The 21,598-nt window shown below is 61.7% G+C and carries 19 protein-coding genes; 9 read left to right on the top strand and 10 right to left on the bottom strand.

Translation table 11 applies throughout. The features are described 5' to 3' along the window. The first annotated feature begins 114 nt into the window (after positions 1 to 114). Both BFP90_RS02855 and BFP90_RS02850 read left to right on the top strand, forming a co-directional pair. Complete coding sequence (locus BFP90_RS02855) at positions 115 to 864, top strand: AraC family transcriptional regulator (protein WP_065895908.1); 750 nt, start codon at positions 115 to 117, stop codon at positions 862 to 864. Between the two features lie 94 nt (positions 865 to 958). Further along, entirely contained in the window at positions 959 to 1,840 is an 882-nt protein-coding gene (locus tag BFP90_RS02850) for a DMT family transporter (RefSeq protein WP_065893777.1), read from the top strand. A 2-nt stretch (positions 1,841 to 1,842) separates the two neighbouring features. On the opposite strand, the gene BFP90_RS02845 is transcribed toward BFP90_RS02850, so the two are convergent. Continuing rightward, positions 1,843 to 2,130, bottom strand: coding sequence for a SelT/SelW/SelH family protein (locus BFP90_RS02845; RefSeq protein ID WP_065884523.1), 288 nt, complete (start codon positions 2,128 to 2,130; stop codon positions 1,843 to 1,845). An 83-nt stretch (positions 2,131 to 2,213) separates the two neighbouring features. Between BFP90_RS02845 and BFP90_RS02840 the strand changes: the two genes are divergently transcribed. After that, positions 2,214 to 4,403 carry a patatin-like phospholipase family protein gene (locus BFP90_RS02840; protein WP_065884522.1) on the top strand — a complete coding sequence of 730 codons (2,190 nt, stop codon included), beginning with the start codon at positions 2,214 to 2,216 and terminating at the stop codon, positions 4,401 to 4,403. 107 nt (positions 4,404 to 4,510) lie between these two features. On the opposite strand, the gene BFP90_RS02835 is transcribed toward BFP90_RS02840, so the two are convergent. Together BFP90_RS02835 and recQ are read right to left on the bottom strand one after the other, a co-directional pair. Beyond that, positions 4,511 to 4,945: a MarR family transcriptional regulator gene (locus BFP90_RS02835; protein ID WP_065884521.1), complete on the bottom strand. Its 435-nt coding sequence runs from the start codon at positions 4,943 to 4,945 to the stop codon at positions 4,511 to 4,513. 121 nt (positions 4,946 to 5,066) lie between these two features. Beyond that, positions 5,067 to 7,193 carry a DNA helicase RecQ gene (recQ, locus tag BFP90_RS02830; protein ID WP_065895916.1) on the bottom strand — a complete coding sequence of 709 codons (2,127 nt, stop codon included), beginning with the start codon at positions 7,191 to 7,193 and terminating at the stop codon, positions 5,067 to 5,069. Between the two features lie 277 nt (positions 7,194 to 7,470). Here recQ and BFP90_RS02825 point away from each other — a divergent pair, with 277 nt between their 5' ends. From BFP90_RS02825 to BFP90_RS02815, 3 genes are all read left to right on the top strand, one after another. Then, positions 7,471 to 8,058, top strand: coding sequence for a UPF0149 family protein (locus BFP90_RS02825; RefSeq protein ID WP_057721316.1), 588 nt, complete (start codon positions 7,471 to 7,473; stop codon positions 8,056 to 8,058). A 20-nt stretch (positions 8,059 to 8,078) separates the two neighbouring features. Continuing rightward, entirely contained in the window at positions 8,079 to 8,462 is a 384-nt protein-coding gene (locus BFP90_RS02820; protein ID WP_065893780.1) for a YbaN family protein, read from the top strand. A gap of 114 nt (positions 8,463 to 8,576) precedes the next feature. Further along, positions 8,577 to 12,047 (top strand): hybrid sensor histidine kinase/response regulator, encoded by a 3,471-nt coding sequence (locus BFP90_RS02815; RefSeq protein ID WP_065895907.1) that lies wholly within the window; start codon positions 8,577 to 8,579, stop codon positions 12,045 to 12,047. A 477-nt stretch (positions 12,048 to 12,524) separates the two neighbouring features. Here the strand turns inward: BFP90_RS02815 and rmuC are convergent, their stop codons facing one another. Continuing rightward, complete coding sequence (gene rmuC, locus BFP90_RS02810; protein ID WP_170876030.1) at positions 12,525 to 13,889, bottom strand: DNA recombination protein RmuC; 1,365 nt, start codon at positions 13,887 to 13,889, stop codon at positions 12,525 to 12,527. 175 nt (positions 13,890 to 14,064) lie between these two features. Beyond that, positions 14,065 to 14,388, bottom strand: coding sequence for a hypothetical protein (locus BFP90_RS02805; protein WP_065884517.1), 324 nt, complete (start codon positions 14,386 to 14,388; stop codon positions 14,065 to 14,067). 454 nt (positions 14,389 to 14,842) lie between these two features. On the opposite strand from BFP90_RS02805, the gene BFP90_RS02800 reads away from it, so the two are divergent. The 3 genes from BFP90_RS02800 (at position 14,843) to BFP90_RS02790 (ending at position 17,581) form a co-directional block, all read left to right on the top strand. Next, positions 14,843 to 15,148 carry a hypothetical protein gene (locus tag BFP90_RS02800; protein WP_065884516.1) on the top strand — a complete coding sequence of 102 codons (306 nt, stop codon included), beginning with the start codon at positions 14,843 to 14,845 and terminating at the stop codon, positions 15,146 to 15,148. A gap of 443 nt (positions 15,149 to 15,591) precedes the next feature. Then, the gene (locus BFP90_RS02795; RefSeq protein ID WP_010208698.1) at positions 15,592 to 15,816 is read left to right on the top strand and encodes a hypothetical protein; all 225 of its coding nucleotides are present in this window, start codon (positions 15,592 to 15,594) and stop codon (positions 15,814 to 15,816) included. Positions 15,817 to 16,303: 487 nt separating this feature from the next. Continuing rightward, positions 16,304 to 17,581: an OmpP1/FadL family transporter gene (locus BFP90_RS02790; protein ID WP_065892313.1), complete on the top strand. Its 1,278-nt coding sequence runs from the start codon at positions 16,304 to 16,306 to the stop codon at positions 17,579 to 17,581. Between the two features lie 221 nt (positions 17,582 to 17,802). On the opposite strand, the gene BFP90_RS02785 is transcribed toward BFP90_RS02790, so the two are convergent. The 5 genes from BFP90_RS02785 to cobC form a co-directional block, all read right to left on the bottom strand. Beyond that, complete coding sequence (locus tag BFP90_RS02785; RefSeq protein WP_065892314.1) at positions 17,803 to 18,354, bottom strand: glutathione peroxidase; 552 nt, start codon at positions 18,352 to 18,354, stop codon at positions 17,803 to 17,805. A 150-nt stretch (positions 18,355 to 18,504) separates the two neighbouring features. Beyond that, a complete protein-coding gene (locus BFP90_RS02780; RefSeq protein WP_065884513.1) occupies positions 18,505 to 19,713 on the bottom strand; it encodes an MFS transporter in 1,209 nt (402 codons plus the stop codon). A 53-nt stretch (positions 19,714 to 19,766) separates the two neighbouring features. Beyond that, on the bottom strand, positions 19,767 to 20,171 hold the full coding sequence (locus BFP90_RS02775) for a MarR family winged helix-turn-helix transcriptional regulator (RefSeq protein ID WP_065884512.1): 405 nt from the start codon (positions 20,169 to 20,171) through the stop codon (positions 19,767 to 19,769). Between the two features lie 42 nt (positions 20,172 to 20,213). Beyond that, complete coding sequence (locus tag BFP90_RS02770) at positions 20,214 to 20,942, bottom strand: adenosylcobinamide-GDP ribazoletransferase (protein WP_065895906.1); 729 nt, start codon at positions 20,940 to 20,942, stop codon at positions 20,214 to 20,216. A 2-nt stretch (positions 20,943 to 20,944) separates the two neighbouring features. After that, positions 20,945 to 21,520, bottom strand: a complete 576-nt coding sequence (gene cobC / locus BFP90_RS02765; RefSeq protein ID WP_065884510.1) for an alpha-ribazole phosphatase family protein — start codon at positions 21,518 to 21,520, stop codon at positions 20,945 to 20,947. Positions 21,521 to 21,598 lie beyond the last annotated feature (78 nt).

Below are 21,598 nucleotides of genomic sequence, written 5' to 3'. Positions count from 1 at the left end.
GCGAGCTTGCGCCCTGGCGGTTAATAGCCCATGACAACTGCGCGTCAGTCTGATGACAACGCTTGGCCGCCCCTAAGCGATGTAGACTGGGGACTTGCCGCCCAGGAGAGCGCAATGAGCCCCAGTCTTACGCTTCGCCAGTACACCGATGCCCCCATCGCCCACAGCCATGACCATGCACAATTGGTGTTTGGCCTGTCCGGGCGCCTGGATTTCGAAGTGGCTGGCTGCGCTGATCAGGTGCAGGCAAGCAGCGTGATGATCCTGCCGTTTGCCGCTCACCACGCCTGCGGCAGCCGCGACGGTAGCCGCTGCCTGGTGCTGGATGTGCCAACCGAGCATTGGCTGCTGCAGACACTGGGTGACCACGCCGATGCCAGTCGCCGCCTGCTCGACCGGCCGGCCCGGCTGGCGCTGGATTCGCGCCAGCATCAGTTGGTGCAATGGCTGGCCGGCAGCCCGATACAGGATCCATTGATCGCCCGGCAAGGCGCGCTGCTGCTGCTCGCCAGCCTCAATCATCCGCAGGCGATGCCACCGCCGGTGCGGCGCCTGCCTTACGCCGCGTTCAACGCGCATATCGAACGCCACGCCGCTCATCCGCTGCATGTCGCGGACCTGGCACGGATTGCCTGCCTGTCGGTGGCGCGCCTGCACGCGCGCTTCATGCTCGAATGCGGGCAGACCCCCATGGATTACGTGCGCCACCAGCGCCTGCAAATGGCATTGACGCTGCTGCGCGAGACGCCGCTGCCCGTGGGTGAGATCGCCGCACGCGTGGGCTACCGCTCGCAAAGTGCCTTCGCTGCCGCCATGTTGCGCGAGTTTGGCGCCTCGCCGGGCACAATGCGGCGAACGTCATAGGAAGAGTTTCGCGCTAAAAATCGCGAGCCGCACGACAGACATCCCTTTCACCCAACCTCTAGACTGATGGTCACTTTCGTTGGCAGGCATCGTAATGACTCCCCGCTCAGCCCTCGGCGCCCTGCATATCGGCGCATTGATGTTCGGCCTTACCGGCGTGTTCGGCAAACTGGCGGCCGCCTCACCGTCCATCATCGTATTCGGGCGTGCCGCGTTTGCGGTGATTGCCCTGGCGGTGTTCGCGCGTTTTGCCAGCAATGCGCCGTGGAAACACCTGCAGATGCGCGACTGGCGCCGCCTGCTGGTCAGCGGCGTGCTGCTTGCCGCGCACTGGGTGACCTTCTTCATCGCCGTCAAGGTCGCCGGGGTGGCGGTGGCGACCCTGGGGTTCGCCGCCTTCCCGGCCTTTACGGTGATCCTTGAAGGGCTGATCTTCCGCGAGCGGATTCGCGCCAATGAAATGGTGCTGGTAGCGCTGGTCAGCATCGGCCTGGTGCTGGTGACCCCGGACTTCAACCTGGCCAGCGACGCCACGGGCGGCTTGCTCTGGGGCATCGCATCGGGGCTGCTGTTCGCCTTGTTGTCATTGAACAACCGCGCCAGCTCCGGACGCATTCCGGCGGTACAGGCCGCGCTGTGCCAGAACGTGGTGGTCGCGGTCTGCCTGTTGCCCGTGGCGGCGCCGGGGCTGGCGGATGTGCGCGCACTGGACTGGCTGTGGATCGGCCTGCTCGGGGTGTTCTGTACCGGCCTGGCCCACAGCCTGTTCGTCGCCAGCCTGGCCGTGATCAAGGCGCGCACCGCCTCGGTGGTGTTTGCCATGGAACCGGTCTACGGCATCACCGTGGCCTGGCTGCTGTTTGCCGAAACGCCTACCCTGCGCATGCTACTGGGTGGCGCGTTGATCATCGTCGCCATCGTGCTGTCCGGCCTGATGGGCAGCGCGAGCCAGGCCAAACAGCCGGTGGCGACCTGACGTCACTGCGTGCGGTCGTTATGCCCCAGGTCGCGCTGCGGGTCGATCTGATCGCGCACACGCTGCTTGAGCACCTTGGCTTCCGGAAAACCGCCATCGGCCTTGCGCTCCCAGATCTGTACAGCGTTGCAGGTGATACGAAACGCGCCGCCGGTTGACGGCTCCAGCGACACCCTGCCCAGGTCCTCGGCAAACGTACTCAACAATTCCTGGGCCAGCCACGCGGCACGCAACAGCCACTGGCACTGGGTGCAATAGGTGATCACGATCTCGGGTTTGCTGGCGGACATAACGTGAAAGGCTCCTGGGTGACAGCGTCAGTGGATCGAGTGGCTATAATACCGGCCTTTATCGCCCAGCCTCGAGATTCATGATGCGCCGCTTGTTGTCCTGCCTGTTCCTGTGCCTGCTTCCCCTTCTCGCCGACGCCGTTGAAAGCCCGCGCCCGAAAATCGGCCTGGTGCTGTCCGGCGGCGCCGCCCGTGGCCTGGCGCATATCGGCGTGCTCAAGGCGCTGGAAGAACAAGGTATCCAGGTCGACGCGATTGCCGGCACCAGCATGGGCGCGGTGATTGGCGGGCTGTACGCCTCGGGCTACAAGATCGACGAGCTGGAAAAACTCGCCCTCAGTATCGACTGGCAACAGGCCCTGTCCGACGCACCGCCCCGGGAAGACGTGCCGTTCAGGCGCAAGCAGGATGACCGCGATTTCCTGGTCAAGCAGAAACTCAGCTTCCGCGACGACGGCAGCCTCGGCCTGCCGCTGGGGGTGATCCAGGGCCAGAACCTGGCGCTGCTGCTGGAAAGCATGTTCGCCCACAGCAGCAACACGCGTAACTTCGACAAGCTGCCGATTCCGTTCCGCGCCGTGGCCACCGACATCACCACCGGCGAAAAAGTCGTGTTCAGCAAGGGCCACCTGCCCCAGGTGATACGCGCCAGCATGTCGATCCCCGCGGTGTTCGCGCCGGTGGAGCTGGATGGGCGGCTGCTGGTCGACGGCGGCATGACCGACAACATTCCCCTGGACGTGGCACGGGACATGGGCGTGGACATCGCCATCGTGGTGGACATCGGCACACCGCTGCGCTCACGCAAGCAATTGGCGACCGTGGTCGATGTGCTCAATCAGTCCATCACTCTGATGACCCGGCGCAATTCCGAGGAACAACTCAAGGCCTTGCACCCCAGGGACGTCTTGATCCAACCGCCCCTGGCCGCCTACGGCGTGACGGATTTCGGACGCGCCAGGGACATGATCGACGCCGGCTACCGCGCCACCCGCGCCCTCGACCTGCGCCTGGCACACCTGCGCCCCGCTGAGCCGGTCGATGCGCAACTGACCGCCGCCCGCACCCCGGGCGAACGCACGCCGATCATCACCGCGATCGACGTGGAAAACGACTCCAAGGTCAGCGACGACGTGATCCGCTACTACATCCGCCAGACGTTGGGCGAACCGCTCAACCTCGGCCGCCTGCAATCGGACATGGGCACGCTGTACGGCCTGGACTACTTCGAGCAGGTGCAATACCGCGTGGTGAAAAAGGGCAAGGACAATACCCTGGTCATCAGCGCGCGCGGCAAACGCAGCGGCACCGACTACCTGCGCCTGGGGCTGAACCTGTCGGATGACATGCGCGGCGACAGCGCCTTCAACCTTGGCGCCAGCTACCGAGTAAACGGGATCAACCGCCTCGGCGCCGAATGGCTGACGCGGGTGCAGATCGGTGACCGCCAGGAGCTGTACAGCGAGTTCTATCAACCGATGGACACCGGCTCGCGCTACTTTGTCGCGCCCTATATCAGGGCTCAGGCGCAGAACGTCGAGCTGACCCTGGACAACGACCCCGTTTCTGAATACCGGCTGGAGCGCTACGGTTTCGGCCTGAACGTCGGACGGCAGATCGGCAACAGCGGTGAAATCCGCTTCGGCGTGGGAGAAGCCTGGGGCAAGGCGGACGTGCGCATCGGCGATCGCAACCTGCCGAGCATGAGCTTCAGCGAGGGTTTCTATGAGTTGAAATACTCGTTCGACTCTTTCGATAACGTCTACTTCCCGCACACCGGCGAAGACATCGGACTGGCCTTCCGTGAGTTCGCACCCGGACTGGGTTCGGACCAGCGCTACCGCCAATGGGAGTTCAAGCTGGACAAAGCCATGAGCCACGGCCCGGACACGCTGATCCTTGGTGGCCGCTACGGACGCACCCTGGATGATTCGGATGTGGTGGTGTCCAGCTTCCTGCTGGGCGGCGCGCGACAATTGTCAGGCTTTCGCGAGGATGCGATCTCGGCCCAGAACATCAGCCTGATGCGCGCGGTGTACTACCGCCGCCTGACGCCGCGCTCGTACCTGCCGCTGGATTTTCCGCTGTACCTCGGGGCCTCGGTGGAACGGGGCCGGGCGTGGAACAACGACAATGCGTTCGACAGCGGCTACATCAACGCGGCAAGCATATTCCTCGGCTTTGATACGCCGCTGGGGCCGTTGAATTTCAGCTATGGGTTCAATGATGACAACCAGAAGGCGGTGTACCTGAACCTCGGCCAGACCTTCTAGAACGCTGCGCAAATCAAATGTGGGAGGGGGCTTGCCCCCGATGGCGGTGTATCAGTCAAAAATGCTCCAACTGCCCCCCCCTCACACATTCTTGATCTTCACTGGAATCAGGACTTTTCCAGATTCGCCAGGATGTGCCCATGGACGCGCATGCATACGCGCAGATCCTCTTCGTCCACCCCCACGAACAGTTCATGGCGCAACGCCGTGGCGATGGTCTCGATCTGGTCGATCAGCGGGCGCGCCGTGTCACACAGCAGGATACGTTTGGCGCGGCGGTCTTCCACGACGGCCTGGCGTTGCACCAGGCCCTGACCTTCCAGGCTGTCGAGCAAACGCGCCAGGGTTGGCCCTTCCACGCCGACACTTTGTGCCAGTTCACGCTGGGTGGGTGCTTCGGTAAAACGGGCCAGGTGCAGCAGCACCAGCCATCGCGCCTGGGACAAGCCCAGCCCCGCCAAGCGGCGGTCCAGCTCGGCGCGCCAACCTCGGGACATTTGCGCCAACTGCATGCCAAAACGGTGTTGATCGGTTAACGGCATAAAAAACTCATGATTTAGACTGAAAATAAAGTGTGGCTAATTATTAGTCAGCTAAGCATGAGCCATGCCAGGAGGCAAGGCCCGGTATGTACTGATTCGTTACATTGTCGTAATCGCCACACTAAATTTCGAATTCCGACTGCAAAGCGGCCCGTACGCAGTACAAAACACCCTCGGGAACCCGTCCGGCAAACAGCGGCGCGATCTGCGCGACAGGTGGCAATTCGCCCTCCCCGTCGAGAAAGGCATCCTGGATTTCGCCAAGCAAATCCTCCGGCAAATCAAGGGCCTGCTCCAGGGACAATTGCTGCTTGCCGATGGCTTCGGCCAGCAACGTATACACATTCTTTTCCGAGCATTGCAGTTGACCGGCGATCTGGATCGGGGTCATGCCGGCGCGGGCCAGGCTGATCAGTTCGTGGCGGATATCGGCGATTTCCTTCGGTGCTTCGGCCTGGCCGCCGAGCACCTCGAGGAAGGCCTGGCCATAACGCTCCAGCTTGCGTGCGCCCACGCCGCTGACCCTGGCCATTTCGGCCATGCTGGTGGGCTGCTCGCGCAGCATCTCGAGCAAGGTCGAGTCGGGGAAGATGACGTAAGGCGGCACGCTGTGCTCCTGCGCCAGCTTGCGCCGCAGGGTCCGCAAGGCTTCCCACTGTTCGCGCTCCTCGCCACGCACCAGCTGGCTGGCCTGGCTGGTGCTGCTCTTGGCGGTGGTCTGCGGCTTGAGGTCGCGGCGCAACTCCAGGCTGACTTCGCCCTTGAGCAAGGGCCGGCAGCTGTCGTTAAGGCGCAGGCCACCGTAGCCCTCGATATCGATGTCGACCAGCCCGCGCGCGACCATCTGGCGGAACAGCGAACGCCATTCGCCTTCGGCGCGGGCCTTGCCGACGCCGTAGACCGAGAGTTTCTCATGGCCGAAGCTGCGGACCTTTTCGTTGTCCTTGCCCAGCAATACATCCACCAGGTGACCGACGCCATAGCGCTGGCCGGTGCGGTAGATCGTCGACAACGCCTGGCGCGCCGGCTCGGTAGCGTCCCAGGTCTGCACGCCATCGATGCAGTTATCGCAGTGGCCGCACGGTTGCGGCATGTCTTCATCGAAATACGCCAGCAGCGTCTGGCGGCGGCAGCGGGTCTCTTCACACAGCGAGAGCATGGCGTCGAGCTTGTGCTGCTCCAGGCGCTTGTGGCGCTCATCGCCTTCGGAGTTCTGCAGCATCTGCTTGAGCATCACCACGTCCTGCAGGCCGTAGACCATCCAGGCATCCGCCGGCAAGCCGTCACGGCCGGCGCGGCCGGTTTCCTGGTAATAGGCCTCAAGAGACTTGGGCAGGTCCATGTGCGCCACGAAACGCACGTTGGATTTGTCGATACCCATGCCGAAGGCGATGGTCGCCACCATGATCAGGCCTTCCTCGTTGAGGAAGCGCTTCTGGTGCGCCGAGCGTGTTTCGTTGGGCAAGCCGGCGTGATAGGGCAACGCCGGATAACCTTGCTCACAGAGGAACGCTGCGACTTCATCGACCTTCTTGCGTGACAGGCAATAAACGATGCCCGCATCGCTGCGCCGCTCAGAGAGAAACGCGAGCAACTGCTTGCGCGGCTGCTCCTTGGGCACGATGCGGTAGAAAATATTCGGGCGGTCAAAGCTCGACAGGAAGCGCTCGGCGTCCTGCAAATGCAGGCGCTCGACGATTTCTTCGCGGGTACGCTTGTCGGCGGTGGCGGTCAGGGCAATACGCGGCACATCGGGGAACAGCTCCGCCAGTTGGCCGAGCTGCAGGTATTCGCGGCGGAAATCGTGGCCCCATTGCGACACACAGTGGGCTTCGTCGATGGCGAACAGGGCGATTTCCAGGCTCTGCAGGAACGCCAGCATGCGCGGCTGCACCAGCCGCTCCGGCGCCAGGTAGAGCATCTTCACTTCGCCGCGCTTGATTCGCGCGGCCAGGTCGCGCTGCTGCTCGGCGCTGAGGGTGGAGTTCAAGGCAGCGGCGGCGACACCCAGTTCTTCCAGGGTGGCGACCTGATCATCCATCAATGCGATCAGCGGCGACACCACCACGGCCAGACCATTGCGCAACAGCGCCGGCACCTGGAAGCACAACGACTTGCCGCCGCCGGTAGGCATCAGGACCAGGGCATCGCCGCCACTGGCCACGCGCTCAATGATCGCACCCTGGCGGCCACGAAAACTGTCGTAGCCGAAGATGTCCTTGAGGACGCGTTGAGCCTGCTCGAGCATGTAAAACTCCAAAATGGTGCGCAAATCCCTCTGTACAGGCTGGCCGAAAAAATCCGCTTTCATGGAAAATAATCCGTAAGCGAAGTTTTCCCGGATTGCCGCATGGCCTGCAGGGGCATCACAAAACGCGGCAGTATACCCGAGCGTTCGTCGGCAAAGGGCGTGACTGACGAATAGACCACCGCTGTTTAAAACCAGGCAAATATGCCGTGCGGCTGGCCTGGGCGCTCAAGAACGCCTAGAATTCAGCATCGTTTATTCCCAAGGTAACTCTTCAATGTCCTTCGCTGAGCAACTAACCCGCCTGCAAGCCTTCCTCGACGCCGATGAGCTGCATGACGAGGCGCTGGACTATGTGGCCGCCCACGGCTACCTGACCGCGCTGTCGATCTGCTCCGAAGTCGTCCCCGACCGTGAGTGGATCGACGCGCTGTTCGCCGAAGAACCCCATTACGCCGACGACGCCCAGCGCGAAGAAATCGAAGCCACCCTGCTGGCGCTCAAGGCCCACATCAGTCGCCAGCTGGCTTCCGATGAAGAGTTCGAGCTGCCGTGCGAACTGGACCTGGGCGACGATCCGGACGACTCCGACCTGCGCGGCTGGTGCATCGGCTTCATGGAAGGCGTGTTCCTGCGCGAAGCCGCCTGGTTCGAAACCGCCGAGGAAGAAGTCAGCGAAATGCTCCTGCCGATCATGGTCGGTTCGGGGCTTTTTGAAGAAGAAGCCGAATTTTCCGATATCGCCGCCGACGCCAACCTGATGGACGACATGATCGTGCAGATCCCGGAAGCCCTCACCGCGCTGTACCTGCTGTGCAACGCGCCTGACGAAAAACCGGCGATCCTCAAACCACGTCACCACTGAGTCGCTAGCCCGTGGACCCCATGGGCAAGCGCTCGCCGCTCCTGCGTTACGCGCTGCTGGCTATCGGCTGGCTGAGCGTAGCGCTCGGGGTGATCGGCATTTTCCTACCGGTATTGCCGACGACCCCCTTTCTCCTGCTGGCTGCCGCCTGCTTCGCTCGAAGCTCCCCGCGCTTCTACCACTGGCTGGTGGAACACCCGCGCCTGGGCCCCTGGATCCGTGATTACCTGGACGGCAATGGCATCCCGCTCAAAGGCAAGGTCTACGCCATCGGCTTGATGTGGCTGAGCATCACCGTGTCCTGCTACCTGGTGCCGTTGCCGTGGGCACGCGGGTTCATGCTGACCAGCGCGGTGCTGGTGACAATTTATATCCTGCGCCAGAAAACCCTGCCCCCTCGCTGAGCCGCGACATCACGTCGCGCTCAGACCTTGGTCGACACTGACTAACCCCAAGCATCATGCGAGACTGTCCGACCGGGCCCGCACCGCCCGGGTGTCCCTATGCTCGGAGTTACCATGACGCTGTCCAGCGGGCTGATCGCCGCCGTTGCCCTGGCCTATATGGCCATTATGTTTGCCATCGCCTTTTACGGTGACCGCCGCCATGCGCCGCTGCCGCCGCGTGTGCGTGCGTGGGTGTATAGCTTGTCGCTGGCGGTGTATTGCACCAGTTGGACGTTCTTCGGCGCGGTGGGCCAGGCGGCCGAACAGCTGTGGGCATTCTTGCCGATCTACCTGGGCCCGGTGCTGTTGCTGGTGCTCGCGCCCTGGGTGCTGCAGAAGATGATTCTGATCAGCAAGCAGGAAAACATCACCTCCATCGCCGACTTTATCGCCGCACGCTACGGCAAATCCCAGTCCCTGGCGGTGGTGGTCGCGTTGATCTGCCTGGTCGGCGTATTGCCTTATATCGCCCTGCAGCTCAAAGGCATCGTGCTCGGCGTGAACCTGTTGATTGGCTCCGGGCCCGACACCACGGGCACGCGGGCCCAGGACACCGCCTTGGTGGTGTCGCTGGTGCTGGCGCTGTTCACCATCGTATTCGGTACCCGCAACCTCGACGCCACCGAACACCACCGGGGCATGGTCCTGGCGATTGCCTTTGAATCGCTGGTCAAGCTGTTCGCGTTTCTGGCGGTCGGCGCGTTTGTAACCTACGGGCTGTACGACGGTTTCGGCGATCTGTTCAGCCAGGCGATGCTCGCACCACGCCTGGAGGAATACTGGAAGGAGACCATCAACTGGCCGTCGATGGTGGTGCAGACCGGCGTCGCGATGATGGCGATCATCTGCCTGCCTCGGCAATTTCATGTGACGGTGGTGGAGAATATCGACCCGCAGGACTTGCGCCTGGCCAAGTGGGTGTTCCCGGCTTATTTGATCCTTGCCGCGCTGTTCGTGATCCCCATTGCCCTCGGTGGCAAGATGCTGTTGCCAGGCTCGGTGCTGCCCGATTCCTACGTGATCAGCCTGCCGATGGCCGAAGCCCACCCGGCCCTCGCCGTACTGGCCTTTATCGGCGGCGCCTCGGCGGCCACCGGCATGGTGATCGTGGCCAGCATTGCCTTGTCGACCATGGTTTCCAACGACATGCTGCTGCCCTGGCTGTTGCGCCGCTCCAGCGCCGAACGGCCCTTCGAAGTGTTCCGCCACTGGATGCTGTCGGTGCGCCGGGTCAGCATTGTGATCATCCTGCTGCTGGCCTATGTGAGTTACCGACTGCTGGGTTCCACCGCGAGCCTGGCGACCATCGGCCAGATCGCGTTTGCCGCCGTGACCCAGCTGGCACCGGCAATGCTCGGTGCGCTGTACTGGAAACAGGCCAACCGGCGTGGGGTATTTGCAGGGTTGGCGGCGGGTACGTTCCTGTGGTTCTACACCCTGGTCCTACCGGTTACCGCGAAAAGCCTGGGCTGGTCGCTGAGCCTTTTCCCCGGCCTCACCTGGATGCACTCGCATCCCTTCGGCTTTTCCGTGACCTCGCTGACCTTGGGCACCGTGTTCTCCCTGGCGGGTAATTTCACGTTGTTTGTATGGGTGTCGATGCTGTCGCGCACGCGGGTCTCCGAGCATTGGCAGGCCGGCCGCTTTATCGGTCAGGAAATCAGCCAGCGCGCCAGCGCCCGTTCCATGTTGTCGGTACAGATCAGCGACCTGCTCAGCCTGTCGGCGCGCTTTGTCGGTGAAGAACGGGCCCAGCAGAGCTTTATCCGGTTTGCCTATCGCCAGGGCAAAGGCTTCAACCCCAACCAGAATGCCGACAACGACTGGATCGCTCATACCGAGCGTTTGCTGGCCGGCGTACTCGGCGCGTCGTCCACGCGCGCCGTGGTCAAAGCCGCCATTGAAGGGCGGGACATGCAGCTGGAGGACGTGGTACGCATCGCCGACGAAGCGTCCGAGGTGCTGCAATTCAACCGCGCCCTGCTGCAGGGTGCGATCGAAAACATCACCCAGGGCATCAGCGTGGTGGATCAGTCGCTCAAGCTGGTGGCCTGGAACCGGCGCTACCTGGAACTGTTCAACTACCCCGACGGCCTGATCAGTGTCGGTCGGCCGATTGCCGACATCATCCGCTACAACGCCGAGCGCGGCCTGTGCGGCCCCGGTGAGGCACAAGTGCATGTGGCGCGACGCCTGCACTGGATGCGCCAGGGCCGTGCGCACACGTCAGAGCGGCTGTTTCCCAACGGACGGGTAATCGAATTGATCGGCAACCCGATGCCAGGCGGCGGGTTTGTCATGAGTTTCACCGACATTACCGCGTTCCGCGAAGCCGAACAGGCGCTGACCGAGGCCAACGAAGGCCTGGAGCAACGGGTGACCGAGCGCACCCATGAACTGTCGCAGCTCAACGTCGCGTTGACAGAGGCCAAGGGCGTGGCCGAATCCGCCAGCCAGTCGAAGACCCGCTTTCTGGCCGCCGTCAGCCACGACTTGATGCAACCGCTGAACGCCGCACGCCTGTTCTCCGCCGCCCTGTCCCATCAGCATGAAGGCCTTTCCAGCGAAGCCCGGCAGCTGGTGCAGCACTTGGACAGTTCGTTGCGCTCGGCCGAGGATCTGATCAGCGACTTGCTGGATATCTCGCGCCTGGAAAACGGCAAGATCAATCCACAACGCCAGCCGTTCGTCCTCAACGAGTTATTCGACACCCTGGGCGCCGAATTCAAGGCATTGGCCCAGGAGCAAGGCTTGCGCTTTCGTTTGCGCGGCAGTCGCCTGCGGGTGGACAGCGACATCAAGTTGCTGCGACGGATCCTGCAGAATTTCCTGACCAACGCCTTTCGTTATGCCGACGGGCCGGTACTGCTGGGCGTACGTCGCCGCCAGGGCCAGTTGTGCCTGGAAGTCTGGGACCGCGGCCCCGGCATCCCGCTGGATAAACAGAAAGTGATTTTCGAAGAATTCAAGCGCCTGGACAGTCACCAAACCCGCGCCGAAAAGGGCCTGGGCCTGGGCCTGGCGATTGCCGACGGCCTGTGCCGCGTGCTGGGCCATCGCCTGAGCGTACGCTCGTGGCCGGGCAAGGGCAGCGTGTTCAGCGTGCGTGTGCCGTTGGCGCGTAACCAGACTGCGGCACCGGTCAAGGCCGCGCAGGAAAATGGCCTGCCACTCAGCGGCGCGCACATACTGTGCGTGGATAACGAAGAAAGCATCCTGATCGGCATGCGCAGCTTGCTGACACGCTGGGGTTGCGAGGTGTGGACCGCCACTGACCAGGCGCAATGCGCGGCCCTGTTGGCTGAAGGCATGCGCCCGCAACTCGCGTTGGTGGATTACCACCTGGACCACGGCGAGACCGGTACTGAATTGATGGGTTGGCTGCGCGCGCAATTGGCCGAGCCGATTCCCGGCGTGGTCATCAGTGCCGATGGGCGTGCGGAGATGGTGGCCAAGGTGCATGCGGCGGGGCTGGATTACCTGGCCAAGCCGGTGAAACCGGCGGCGTTGCGGGCGCTGTTGAGTCGGCATTTGCCCCTCTAACAGGGTTGTACTGAGTCAAATGTGGGAGGGGGCTTGCCCCCGATGGGGGCCTCTGGGCCGACTAGGATGTTGGATCAGATCGAGTACATATCCATTATTTAGGTAACGGCCACTTAGGGTTCCGCCCTTACGGCGGCTCACTTTTGAAAAGCGCAAAAGTAAGCAAAACGCTCTTGCCCCACCACTCGGCACCTCGCTAATGCTCGGTGTGCCCTCACTCCGGCTTGAATCCGTGGGCCGCCGCCACGCGCCATCCATGGCGCGGGGCGGCTAACCCGGCGTCCTGCCGGGTTACCCACGGATTCAAGCCTGCGTTCGGCCAGCGTGGTTTAACGGGGCGCCTGAGATCAAGATCAAAAGCAGGTCAAGATCAAGGGCGACTCGCTTCGCATCGTGGTTACGGTTGGGCGCTGCTGAGTTGTGTAGATATCTATGGCCATCGGGGGCAAGCCCCCTCCCACATTTTGATCTGCGTTTTCATTCGGGTAGATGCGCCACGCCGTCAGAATCGGTCATTGCCCTTTCAAGCAAATCCGCCGGCAAACTCTTGCTCGCTCGGGCACCGAGCAGTCTCAACTGCTCGGTGCGACTGACCAGATTCCCGCGTCCGTCCGTCAGTTTGTTGCGCGCTGCGCTGTAAGCCTTATCCAACTGTTGCAGGCGATTACCCACTTCGTCCAGATCCTGGATAAACAGCACGAACTTGTCATACAACCAACCGGCGCGCTCGGCGATTTCCCGCGCGTTCTGGCTCTGACGCTCCTGCTTCCACAGGCTGTCGATCACCCGCAGGGTGGCCAGCAAGGTGGTCGGGCTGACAATGACGATATGGCGATCAAAGGCTTCCTGGAACAGGTTCGGCTCGGCTTGCAGCGCTGCGGAAAACGCCGCTTCGATCGGCACGAACAACAGCACGAAATCCAGGCTGTGCAAGCCTTCCAGGCGTTTGTAATCCTTGCCGGCCAAGCCTTTGACGTGATTGCGCAAGGACAGCACATGCTGTTTCAACGCCGCCTGGCCAATCACCTCGTCATCCGCTGCGACGTACTGCTGGTAGGCGGTCAGGCTGACCTTGGAGTCCACCACCACCTGCTTGTCGCCCGGCAACATGATCAGCACGTCCGGCTGGAAGCGTTCGCCATCCGGGCCCTTGAGGCTGACCTGGGTCTGATACTCGCGACCTTTTTCCAGCCCCGCATGTTCCAGCACCCGCTCGAGGATCAGTTCGCCCCAGTTACCCTGGGTTTTCTGGCCTTTAAGGGCGCGGGTCAGGTTGGTGGCTTCGTCCGACAGGCGCAGGTTCAATTGCTGCAGGCGTTCAAGCTCCTTGGCCAGGGAAAAGCGTTCGCGGGCTTCGTTCTGGTAGCTTTCTTCAACGCGCTTCTCGAAGGACTGGATGCGTTCCTTGAGCGGGTCGAGTAACTGCCCGAGACGCTCCTGGCTGGTTTCGGCAAAGCGTTGTTCGCGCTCGTCGAAAATCTTCCCGGCGAGTTCGGCGAACTGCGCGCGCAGCTCATCGCGGGAACCTTGCAGGTCGGCGAGACGTTGTTGATGGCTGTCCTGCTGTTCCCGCAGCTCGGCGCGCAGGGCCGCGGCCAGGGCGTCAAGGCGGCGCAGTTCGGTTTCCTTGGCGCTGCGGTCGATATTCCAGGCGTGGGCGGCGTCGCGGGCGTTATCGCGGTCGATCTGCAACAGCTCGACTTCGCGGCGTACCGCAGCCAGGTCGGCCTGCTTGGCGGCATTGGCCTGGCTCAGATCGCTGATCTCGTCGCGGCTGGCATCCAACTGCGCGGCAAGCCCTTCCTGGGCCAGTTGCGCGGTGGCCAGGCGCTCTTCCAGCAACTCCCAGCCGGTGGTGCGCGCGGTCAGCCGCCGTTGAAGCTGCCAGCACCACGCCAGTAACGGCAGGGCTGCGCCCGCAAGGCCGAGGGCGACACTGGTCCAGTCGAACACCATAGTCATTTCTGCCTTCACCCAAAAACAGCAAGGTTAACCAAGCAAGGCACGGGAGGACAGCTCAGTCTTCGACCTGGCCCAATTCGCGCTGGGCGCGGCGATCACCGGCACGGGCCGCCGAACGCAGCAGGTCCTGGCCGATACGCCGGTCGCGGGCATTTCCGCATTCACGGCACATCAGTTGGCCCAGGCGGCTCTGCGCGGCCACCACGCCTTCACGGGCAGGCTGCTTGAGCAGACGGCCGGCCAAGTGCTTGATGTTGGTACTCTGCCCCAGGCGCGGGCTGTCGAGCAGCCACAAGGCGACTTTCAACGAGAAGCGCTTGGGCGCGGTAACAGTTTGGGGAGTGTCGGTAACAGAAGGTGATACTGAGCGAAACTTCATAAAGCACTGTGGGGCAGACCGGAAGGCGCGCCACTCTACTCTTTTTTTCGTACAGGTAAAGCTGAAAAAACGCTGCACGCCCGTTCTAGAGCAAGCGCTTGGGACAATCCACAGAAGCTGTGGATAACTCAGTGGACAACCCCGCTTTAACTCGCGCAAAGCCCCATGGAACGGGGGCCGCAGTCAAACTGACGATTTTTTCACCAATAAAAAAAAGCCAGATTTTTCATTGACTTAAATTTTGATTGCAGGCAAATGAGCGGGCTCCAGGGCCGCTGCCCCTGAAGTTACACAAGCTGCGACAAATGTGCACAACTACCCAGTCAATGGTTATATCGCGGGTCTTTTTGCTCCGACAGGCCGGGAAAATGTTACTGCCTGCAGGCCTGGGGACTTTTCAAAGCGGTCGCCGCTCGCCACACTTCTCCACCGACAACGCAACCGTGCAGGGCCGATGAAAGGAATTCTGTTATTCGCCACGTTGCTGCTGGCCATTTGTGCGACATCCCTGGCCATCAATGCGCTGTTACCGTCCCCGGACGGCGCGCTGTTTGCCATCGCTATCCTGGTATCCGCCGCTCTGACCGCATCAAGTCTGTGCATCGAACTGGGAGAAGGCGGGATCGGCGACATGCGTGATGTCATTCGGGTCATCGAGACCGGCAAGTCCTTGAGGCTGACCCTCGCCGCCTACGCACTCGGTTGTACGTTGGCCGCGTCGATCACCGTGCTGGTCTATCGCGGGCTGCTGGGGGGCTGATCGGGATTTTTTTTACGGGACCACTTCCCTTCCCTGTTTCGATCCGTTACTATCCGCGGCGTTAGTACCAAGCTGAAAGTCAATTCTGGTCGAACATATCCCTGAATCACATGGGATCGACCACCTCGATGGTTTCCAGGTATCACTTGCGACGACACGGCCTTTGAACAAGCAAAGGGTGTCGCGAAGTCTCCATACTCTGACCGAACCAACCTGCAAATTGATCAGGATCTTCACCCGGGGCCCAGAACCTTTGCCCCTGTTGTGTTGCCTGCCCTCCTAAGTACCTACCTGCCAGCCCAAGCGCGCCTCATTCAATAGCGCTTCAAACTGGCTGCTTTGTTCCAGTCGGGTTCTTCGTTTGATCAATGGTGATCAACGTCACTGGAACGTTTTAATACGGCACGGTTCTTATCTGTGTCATTTGTAGGAACACCCATAATATGAACGCTCAAATCCATACTCAGGATGCCATTCGCACCCTCACCAATGCTTTTGCCCCAATGAACTGCCTGATCATGGCCGCTCGCAAAGGCTGCTTCAGCTTCACCCTGGTCAACGAACACGGCATCGCGCGTCACAGCGAACGCCTGTACCCCGATCAATACTCCAGCGCTGAACCGCTGCAGGCCGTGATCGAGCGTACCCGTCAGGCATTGATTGCCTGATCGACCCGAGTCGCTGAAACACAAAACCCTGTCTGAAAAACAGGGTTTTTTATTGCCTGGAATTCACCCAAAAAATTCTTACTAATCACAAATAGATATAAACGTTATAACCGAATAACAAAGATGTTTTAAAAACAGTCCTTTACAGGTTGAATATGACACTACACTTCAACTCAAGCGGCATGATCCGCTTGCGACGGGCCTGAGATCCGATTCACCGCTGCCAAGCCCGCCTTCTCGGGCCCGTCATTATTAAAAATATTTCACCCTCAAGAACGTTTGTGAGATTTCTCCCAGGCCCGGCAAACCTGTGTCTGACCCATGAAACACACGACCTGCTGACCGGGCAATTTGCAAGATTCGCCAAAAAACCGCAAATCTGGTCGGATTGTCCTACAAAACCGCTCTATCTCCTGCATTACAGCCTATAGCGCGATGTGAAATTTATTGATACTTTCCGCAGCGGTGATCACACGGAGTTCTAATAATGAAAAAAGTAATGCTCAAGACCACACTTAGCCTCGCCGTTGCCATGGCCTCCTCCCAACTGTTCGCCAGCGGCTTCGCCCTGAACGAACAGAGCGTCAGCGGAATGGGTACTGGTTTCGCGGGTCGCTCTTCTTCTGCCGATGATGCAAGCACTGTGTATGGCAACCCTGCCGGTATGGCTCGCCTGAGCGGCCAGCAGGTGACCGGCGGTGTCGCGGCCATCGATGCGTCCACTGACCTGAGCAATACCAGCGGTCGCTCCAGTGGCAGCAACAAGGGCGATATGGTGCCGTTCACCGCCGTCCCTTTCGGTTTCTACACCAATAAACTCAACGATCAGTGGGCTGTGGGTTTCGGCGTCTATGCGCCGTTCGGCCTGGTGACTGACTACGAAAGCGGCTTCCAGGGCCGTGGCTTCGGCAGCAAGAGCGAAGTGAAAGTCATCACTTTGCAACCGACTGTCAGCTACGCCTTCAACGATCGCGTTTCCGTGGGTTTTGGCCCGACCATCAACCGCATTGCCGGTACCCTGGAATCGGACCTGACGCTGAACCCTCGCGCGCCCGACACCAATATCAAGATCAAGGGTGACGACACCGCGCTGGGCTTCAACATCGGCGTACTGGTACAAGCCACCGATACCACCCGCGTCGGCCTGACCTACCACTCCAAGGTCAGCTACAAGCTGGACGGCCACACCGAAGTCACCGCACCGACCGCGACTTCGCCGTTCCTGCGCAGCAATCGCTACGACGCCTCGCTGAAGATCGACACGCCTGAGTCCTACGACCTGTCGGTGACCCAGGACCTGACCGATGCGTGGAAGCTCTACGCCGGTGCAACCTGGACTCGCTGGAGCCGCCTGAAAGACATCACCGTCAAGAACGAAGGCGTGACTGCCGGAGCGGGTGGCGCGCTGGCCCCCGGCCTGGTCAGCACCATCAAGGAAGACCAGAACTGGCATGACACCTGGGCGTACGCCGTGGGTACTTCGTACCAGCTGACCAAACAGGTGGTACTGCGTACCGGCCTGACGTTCGACCAGTCGCCGACCAACAACACGGATCGCTCGCCGCGCATTCCTACCGGCGACCGCACCATCTTCAGTCTGGGCCTGGGCTACGAGGTCATGCCGAACATGACCATCGACGTGGCTTACTCCTACCTGAAGGAAGAGGACGTCAAGGTTGCACGCGCCAACCAACTGGCCAGCTACAACGCCAAGTATGAGAACAGTGCCAACGGTTTCGGCCTGGGCATGACCTACCGCTTCTGATTCATCGCGGTATAAAAAAGCCCCGCCTCCTGCAAAGGAGGCGGGGCTTTTTAATGGACGATCCTGTATGTGATTGATCGTTCCCACGCTCCGCGTGGGAATGCATCCTGTGACGCTCCGCGTCACCGTTGCGCAAGTGCCGGATCTTGTCCTGAAAGCAGGACGCGGAGCGTCCCGGGCGGCATTCCCACGCTCCGCGTGGGAACGATCATGACTTGCTATCAGGGCTTGGAAGCGATCGCCTGCTCCACTGCCTTGATCAGCTCGGGACTGTCAGGCTTGGTCAGGCTGGAAAAATTGGCAATCACCTTGCCTTGGCGATCCACCACGTACTTGTAGAAATTCCACTTCGGCGGCGTGTCGGTCTGCTGCGCCAGGCTCTTGAACAGGTGCACCGCGTCCGGCCCCTTGACCTTCTGCGGCTCGGTCATGGTGAAGGTCACGCCGTAATTGACGTAGCAGACCTTGGCGGTTTCCTCACCGGTCTTGGCCTCCTGCTTAAAGTCGTCGGAAGGCACGCCAATCACCTCCAGCCCTTCGCCCTTATAGCGCTGATACAAGGCTTCGAGGCCTTTGAATTGGGGAGCGAAGCCGCAGAAGCTCGCCGTATTGACGATCACCAAAGGCTTGCCTGCAAAACGCTGGCACAGGTCAATGGATTCCTTGGCCCGCAGCTTGGGCAATTGGCCCTCCAGCAACGGCGGGCATCCGGCGGCCAGGGCCACACTGCCAGCAGCCATCAGGACGGGTACAGCGAGCCAGCGCATCAACATATCAAAGGTCCTTGATTCGGTTCAGACACAGAACTTAACAGATCGCCATGCCCAACTGCATCAACGCCAGGCCGCCTTGCTGCCAGCCCCACCAGGCCAACAGCAACACCACCAGCGCCACCGCCAGGATCACGCACCGCAGTGCTGCACTCATGCCGCCTCCATTTGCGCCTGAATGCGCGCCACCGGCCGCTCACGCACCGGCCAGTTCAGGGCCGCCGCGAGCAGGCTGAGCAAAATTGCCACCTGCCAGATCAAGTCATAGCTACCGGTTCGATCATAGACCACCCCGCCCAACCAGCCACCGAGAAACGAGCCGAGTTGATGGAACAGGAACACAATCCCACCCAGCATCGAAAGGTTTCGCACGCCAAACAAGGTGGCAACCGTGCCGTTGGTCAGCGGTACGGTGGACAACCAGAGGAAGCCCATGGCCATGCCAAACAGGTAAGCCGTGACCTCGGTGACCGGCGCCCACAGGAACAGCCCGATCACCACCGCACGCAGCAGGTAAAGGCCGGTGAGCAAACGCGGCTTGGACATGCGCCCACCCAGCCAGCCGGCGGTGTAGGTGCCGAACACATTGAACAGGCCGATCAAGGCCAGCACCGTGGTGCCCACCGTGGCCGGCAGATGCTGGTCCACCAGGTACGCCGGCAGATGCACACCGATAAACACCACCTGGAATCCGCAGACGAAAAAGCCGAAGGCCAGCAGCCAGAACCCGGAGTGGGAGCACGCCTCCTTCAACGCTTCGCGCAGGGTTTGTTGACCGAGCGTCACCGGCAGCGGTTTGTCCTTGAGCATGGCCACCAGCGGCAGGATCAACGCCACCATCAAGCCCAGTGCCAGCAGCGCCGCCGACCAGCCCAGCCAACCAATCAAGCCGAGGGTGCCAGGCACCATGGCGAACTGGCCAAAGGAGCCGGCGGCGCTGGCGATGCCCATGGCCATGCTGCGTTTCTCCGGTGCGACGGCACGGCCGACCACGCCGAGAATCACTGAAAACGACGTGCCGGACAGGCCGATGCCAATCAGCAACCCGGCACTCAGGGACAATGACCACGCCGAATCCGACATGCCCATCAGCACCAGTCCCACGGCGTACAACACACCGCCGACGAACACCGCCCTGGTCGCGCCGAAGCGGTCGGCCAAGGCCCCGGTGAACGGCTGTGCCAGGCCCCAGATCAGGTTCTGCAAGGCAATGGCAAAAGCGAACGTCTCACGCCCCCAGCCGAATTCGCTGCTCATCGGCGCCAGGAATAGCCCAAAGCCATGCCGCACGCCCAACGACAACGCCAGGATCAGCGCACTCCCCAAAAGAACCCAGCCACTGGTGCGCCACATCGAGGTCATTTCTTATTCTCCGTCGCGGGTATATACCCGCTTGTAGCCGAACAAACCGCCGTTCAGGCAAGTTCATCCAGCAAGGCCAACAGGGTTTCGCGCTTTTGCGCGCCAAGCTGATCGATCAATTTCTGTTGCGCCGCTTCCCATGCCGGCAGAGCCGCCGCCAAACGCTGCTGGCCCGCCTCGGTCAATACCACCAGGCGATTGCGCAGGTCATCACCCTCGACCAACCGCACCAGGCCGTCACCTTCGAGGACGCGCAGATTGCGCCCCAGGGTGCTGCGGTCCAGGCCCATCGCTTCGGCCAGGCTGGAAATGCTCGGCTGATCGAGACGTTGCAGGTTGCACAGCAAGGAATACTGCGCAACGTTGATCCCGAAGCCGTCGAGGGCGCCGTCGTAATGCCTGCTGACGCCACGGGCGGCGCGTCGCAGGTTGGTGCATAAACATTGGGAGGCAAGCATGGAGCGTGTATATACCCGGAGTTGTGCAAATGCAAGAAAGTGTTACAACGCCAGTCCAATCAGCACCGCCGTTTCCAGCAGTTCCAGCAGTGCGCCGGCAGTATCGCCGGTGGTACCACCGAGGCGCTTGACCATCACCTGGCGCAACCCGATAAAACACACTGCGGCGAGCAATACCGCCAGCCCCCCGTTGAACCCGCCGATCAGGATGCAGGCCAGTCCACTGAGGATCAGCACCTGCTGGCCGACAACCCTGGGTAAATGATCCGACAGCGCCTGACCCAATCCACCCGCGCGCACATAACGCGTAGTGAGAAACAGCGCCAGCATCGACGCCCGGCCGATCAGCGGCGCGAGAATCAGCGCAGCACCATTGTGCTGCTCGATCAGCGTCACCAGCGCGGTGAACTTGAGCAGCACCACCAGGCCCAGGGTGACCACGGCAATGGGCCCGCTGCGTGGGTCCTTCATGATAGTGAGGGTGCGTTCACGGTCACCAAAACCACCCAGCCAAGCGTCGGCGCTGTCGGCCAGGCCGTCCAGGTGCAGGCCGCCGCTGAGCAGCACCCAGGCGCTCAACAGCAGCGCGGCGTGCAGCAACAGTGGCGTGCCCGTCAACAACGTGTTCAGGCCCCACAGCAGCACGCCGAACAGCACGCCCACCAGCGGATAAAACAGCAACGAACGCCCCAGTTCCTGAGGTTGCGGCATGCCCGGCAGGCGAATCGGCAGGCTGCTTAGGAACTGCAAGGCGATCCAGAATGGCAGCATGGTCAGCCTCCTTCCTTCAACGTGCCATCGGTCGCGACTTGCAAGTTGAACAGCCCGCCATGGCCGACTTCGACATTCAGCAATTGTTCTCGAGGCAAACCCCGCGCGCGCGCCAACAGCAGCCGCATCACGCCACCGTGGCTGATCAACAGCACGCGCTCACCGGCATGGGCCTGGCGCAGACGTGAGACAGCACCAAGCACCCGCTCGGAAAACGCGCCCACCGGCTCACCTTGCGGCGGCGTAAAACTGTAGGGGTCCGCCCAGAACAAGCCCAGGCCCTCGGCATCGGTTTCCATCAACGCCGCCGCGCTCTGCCCTTCCCAGGCGCCGAAGTGCAGCTCCTGCAGGTCTTTTTCCAGGCTGACCGGAAGGTTGAGACGCTCGCCCAGCTCCTGGGCAAAGCGCGCGCAGCGTTGCAACGGCGAACTGATCAGCCGGTCCCACGGCCCCCGCCCTGCGACTGCGGCGCGCATCTGTTCCCAGCCTTTGGCCGTCAGGGCGTCATCCAGGCTACCGCGCAGGCCGCCGCCCAATTCGGTTTCACCGTGGCGCAGCACATCCAGGTGCAACGTCATGCGGGACGGTCCGCCACGGCCGCTTCGGCGAAGGTCGCCATCTGCCCGTGCAGTGCACAGGCCAGGCGCAACAGCGGT

Source organism: Pseudomonas sp. 24 E 13 (assembly GCF_900004715.1).
Classification (GTDB): Bacteria; Pseudomonadota; Gammaproteobacteria; order Pseudomonadales; family Pseudomonadaceae; genus Aquipseudomonas; species Aquipseudomonas orientalis_A.
This window is presented reverse-complemented; position numbering and strand designations above follow the sequence as displayed.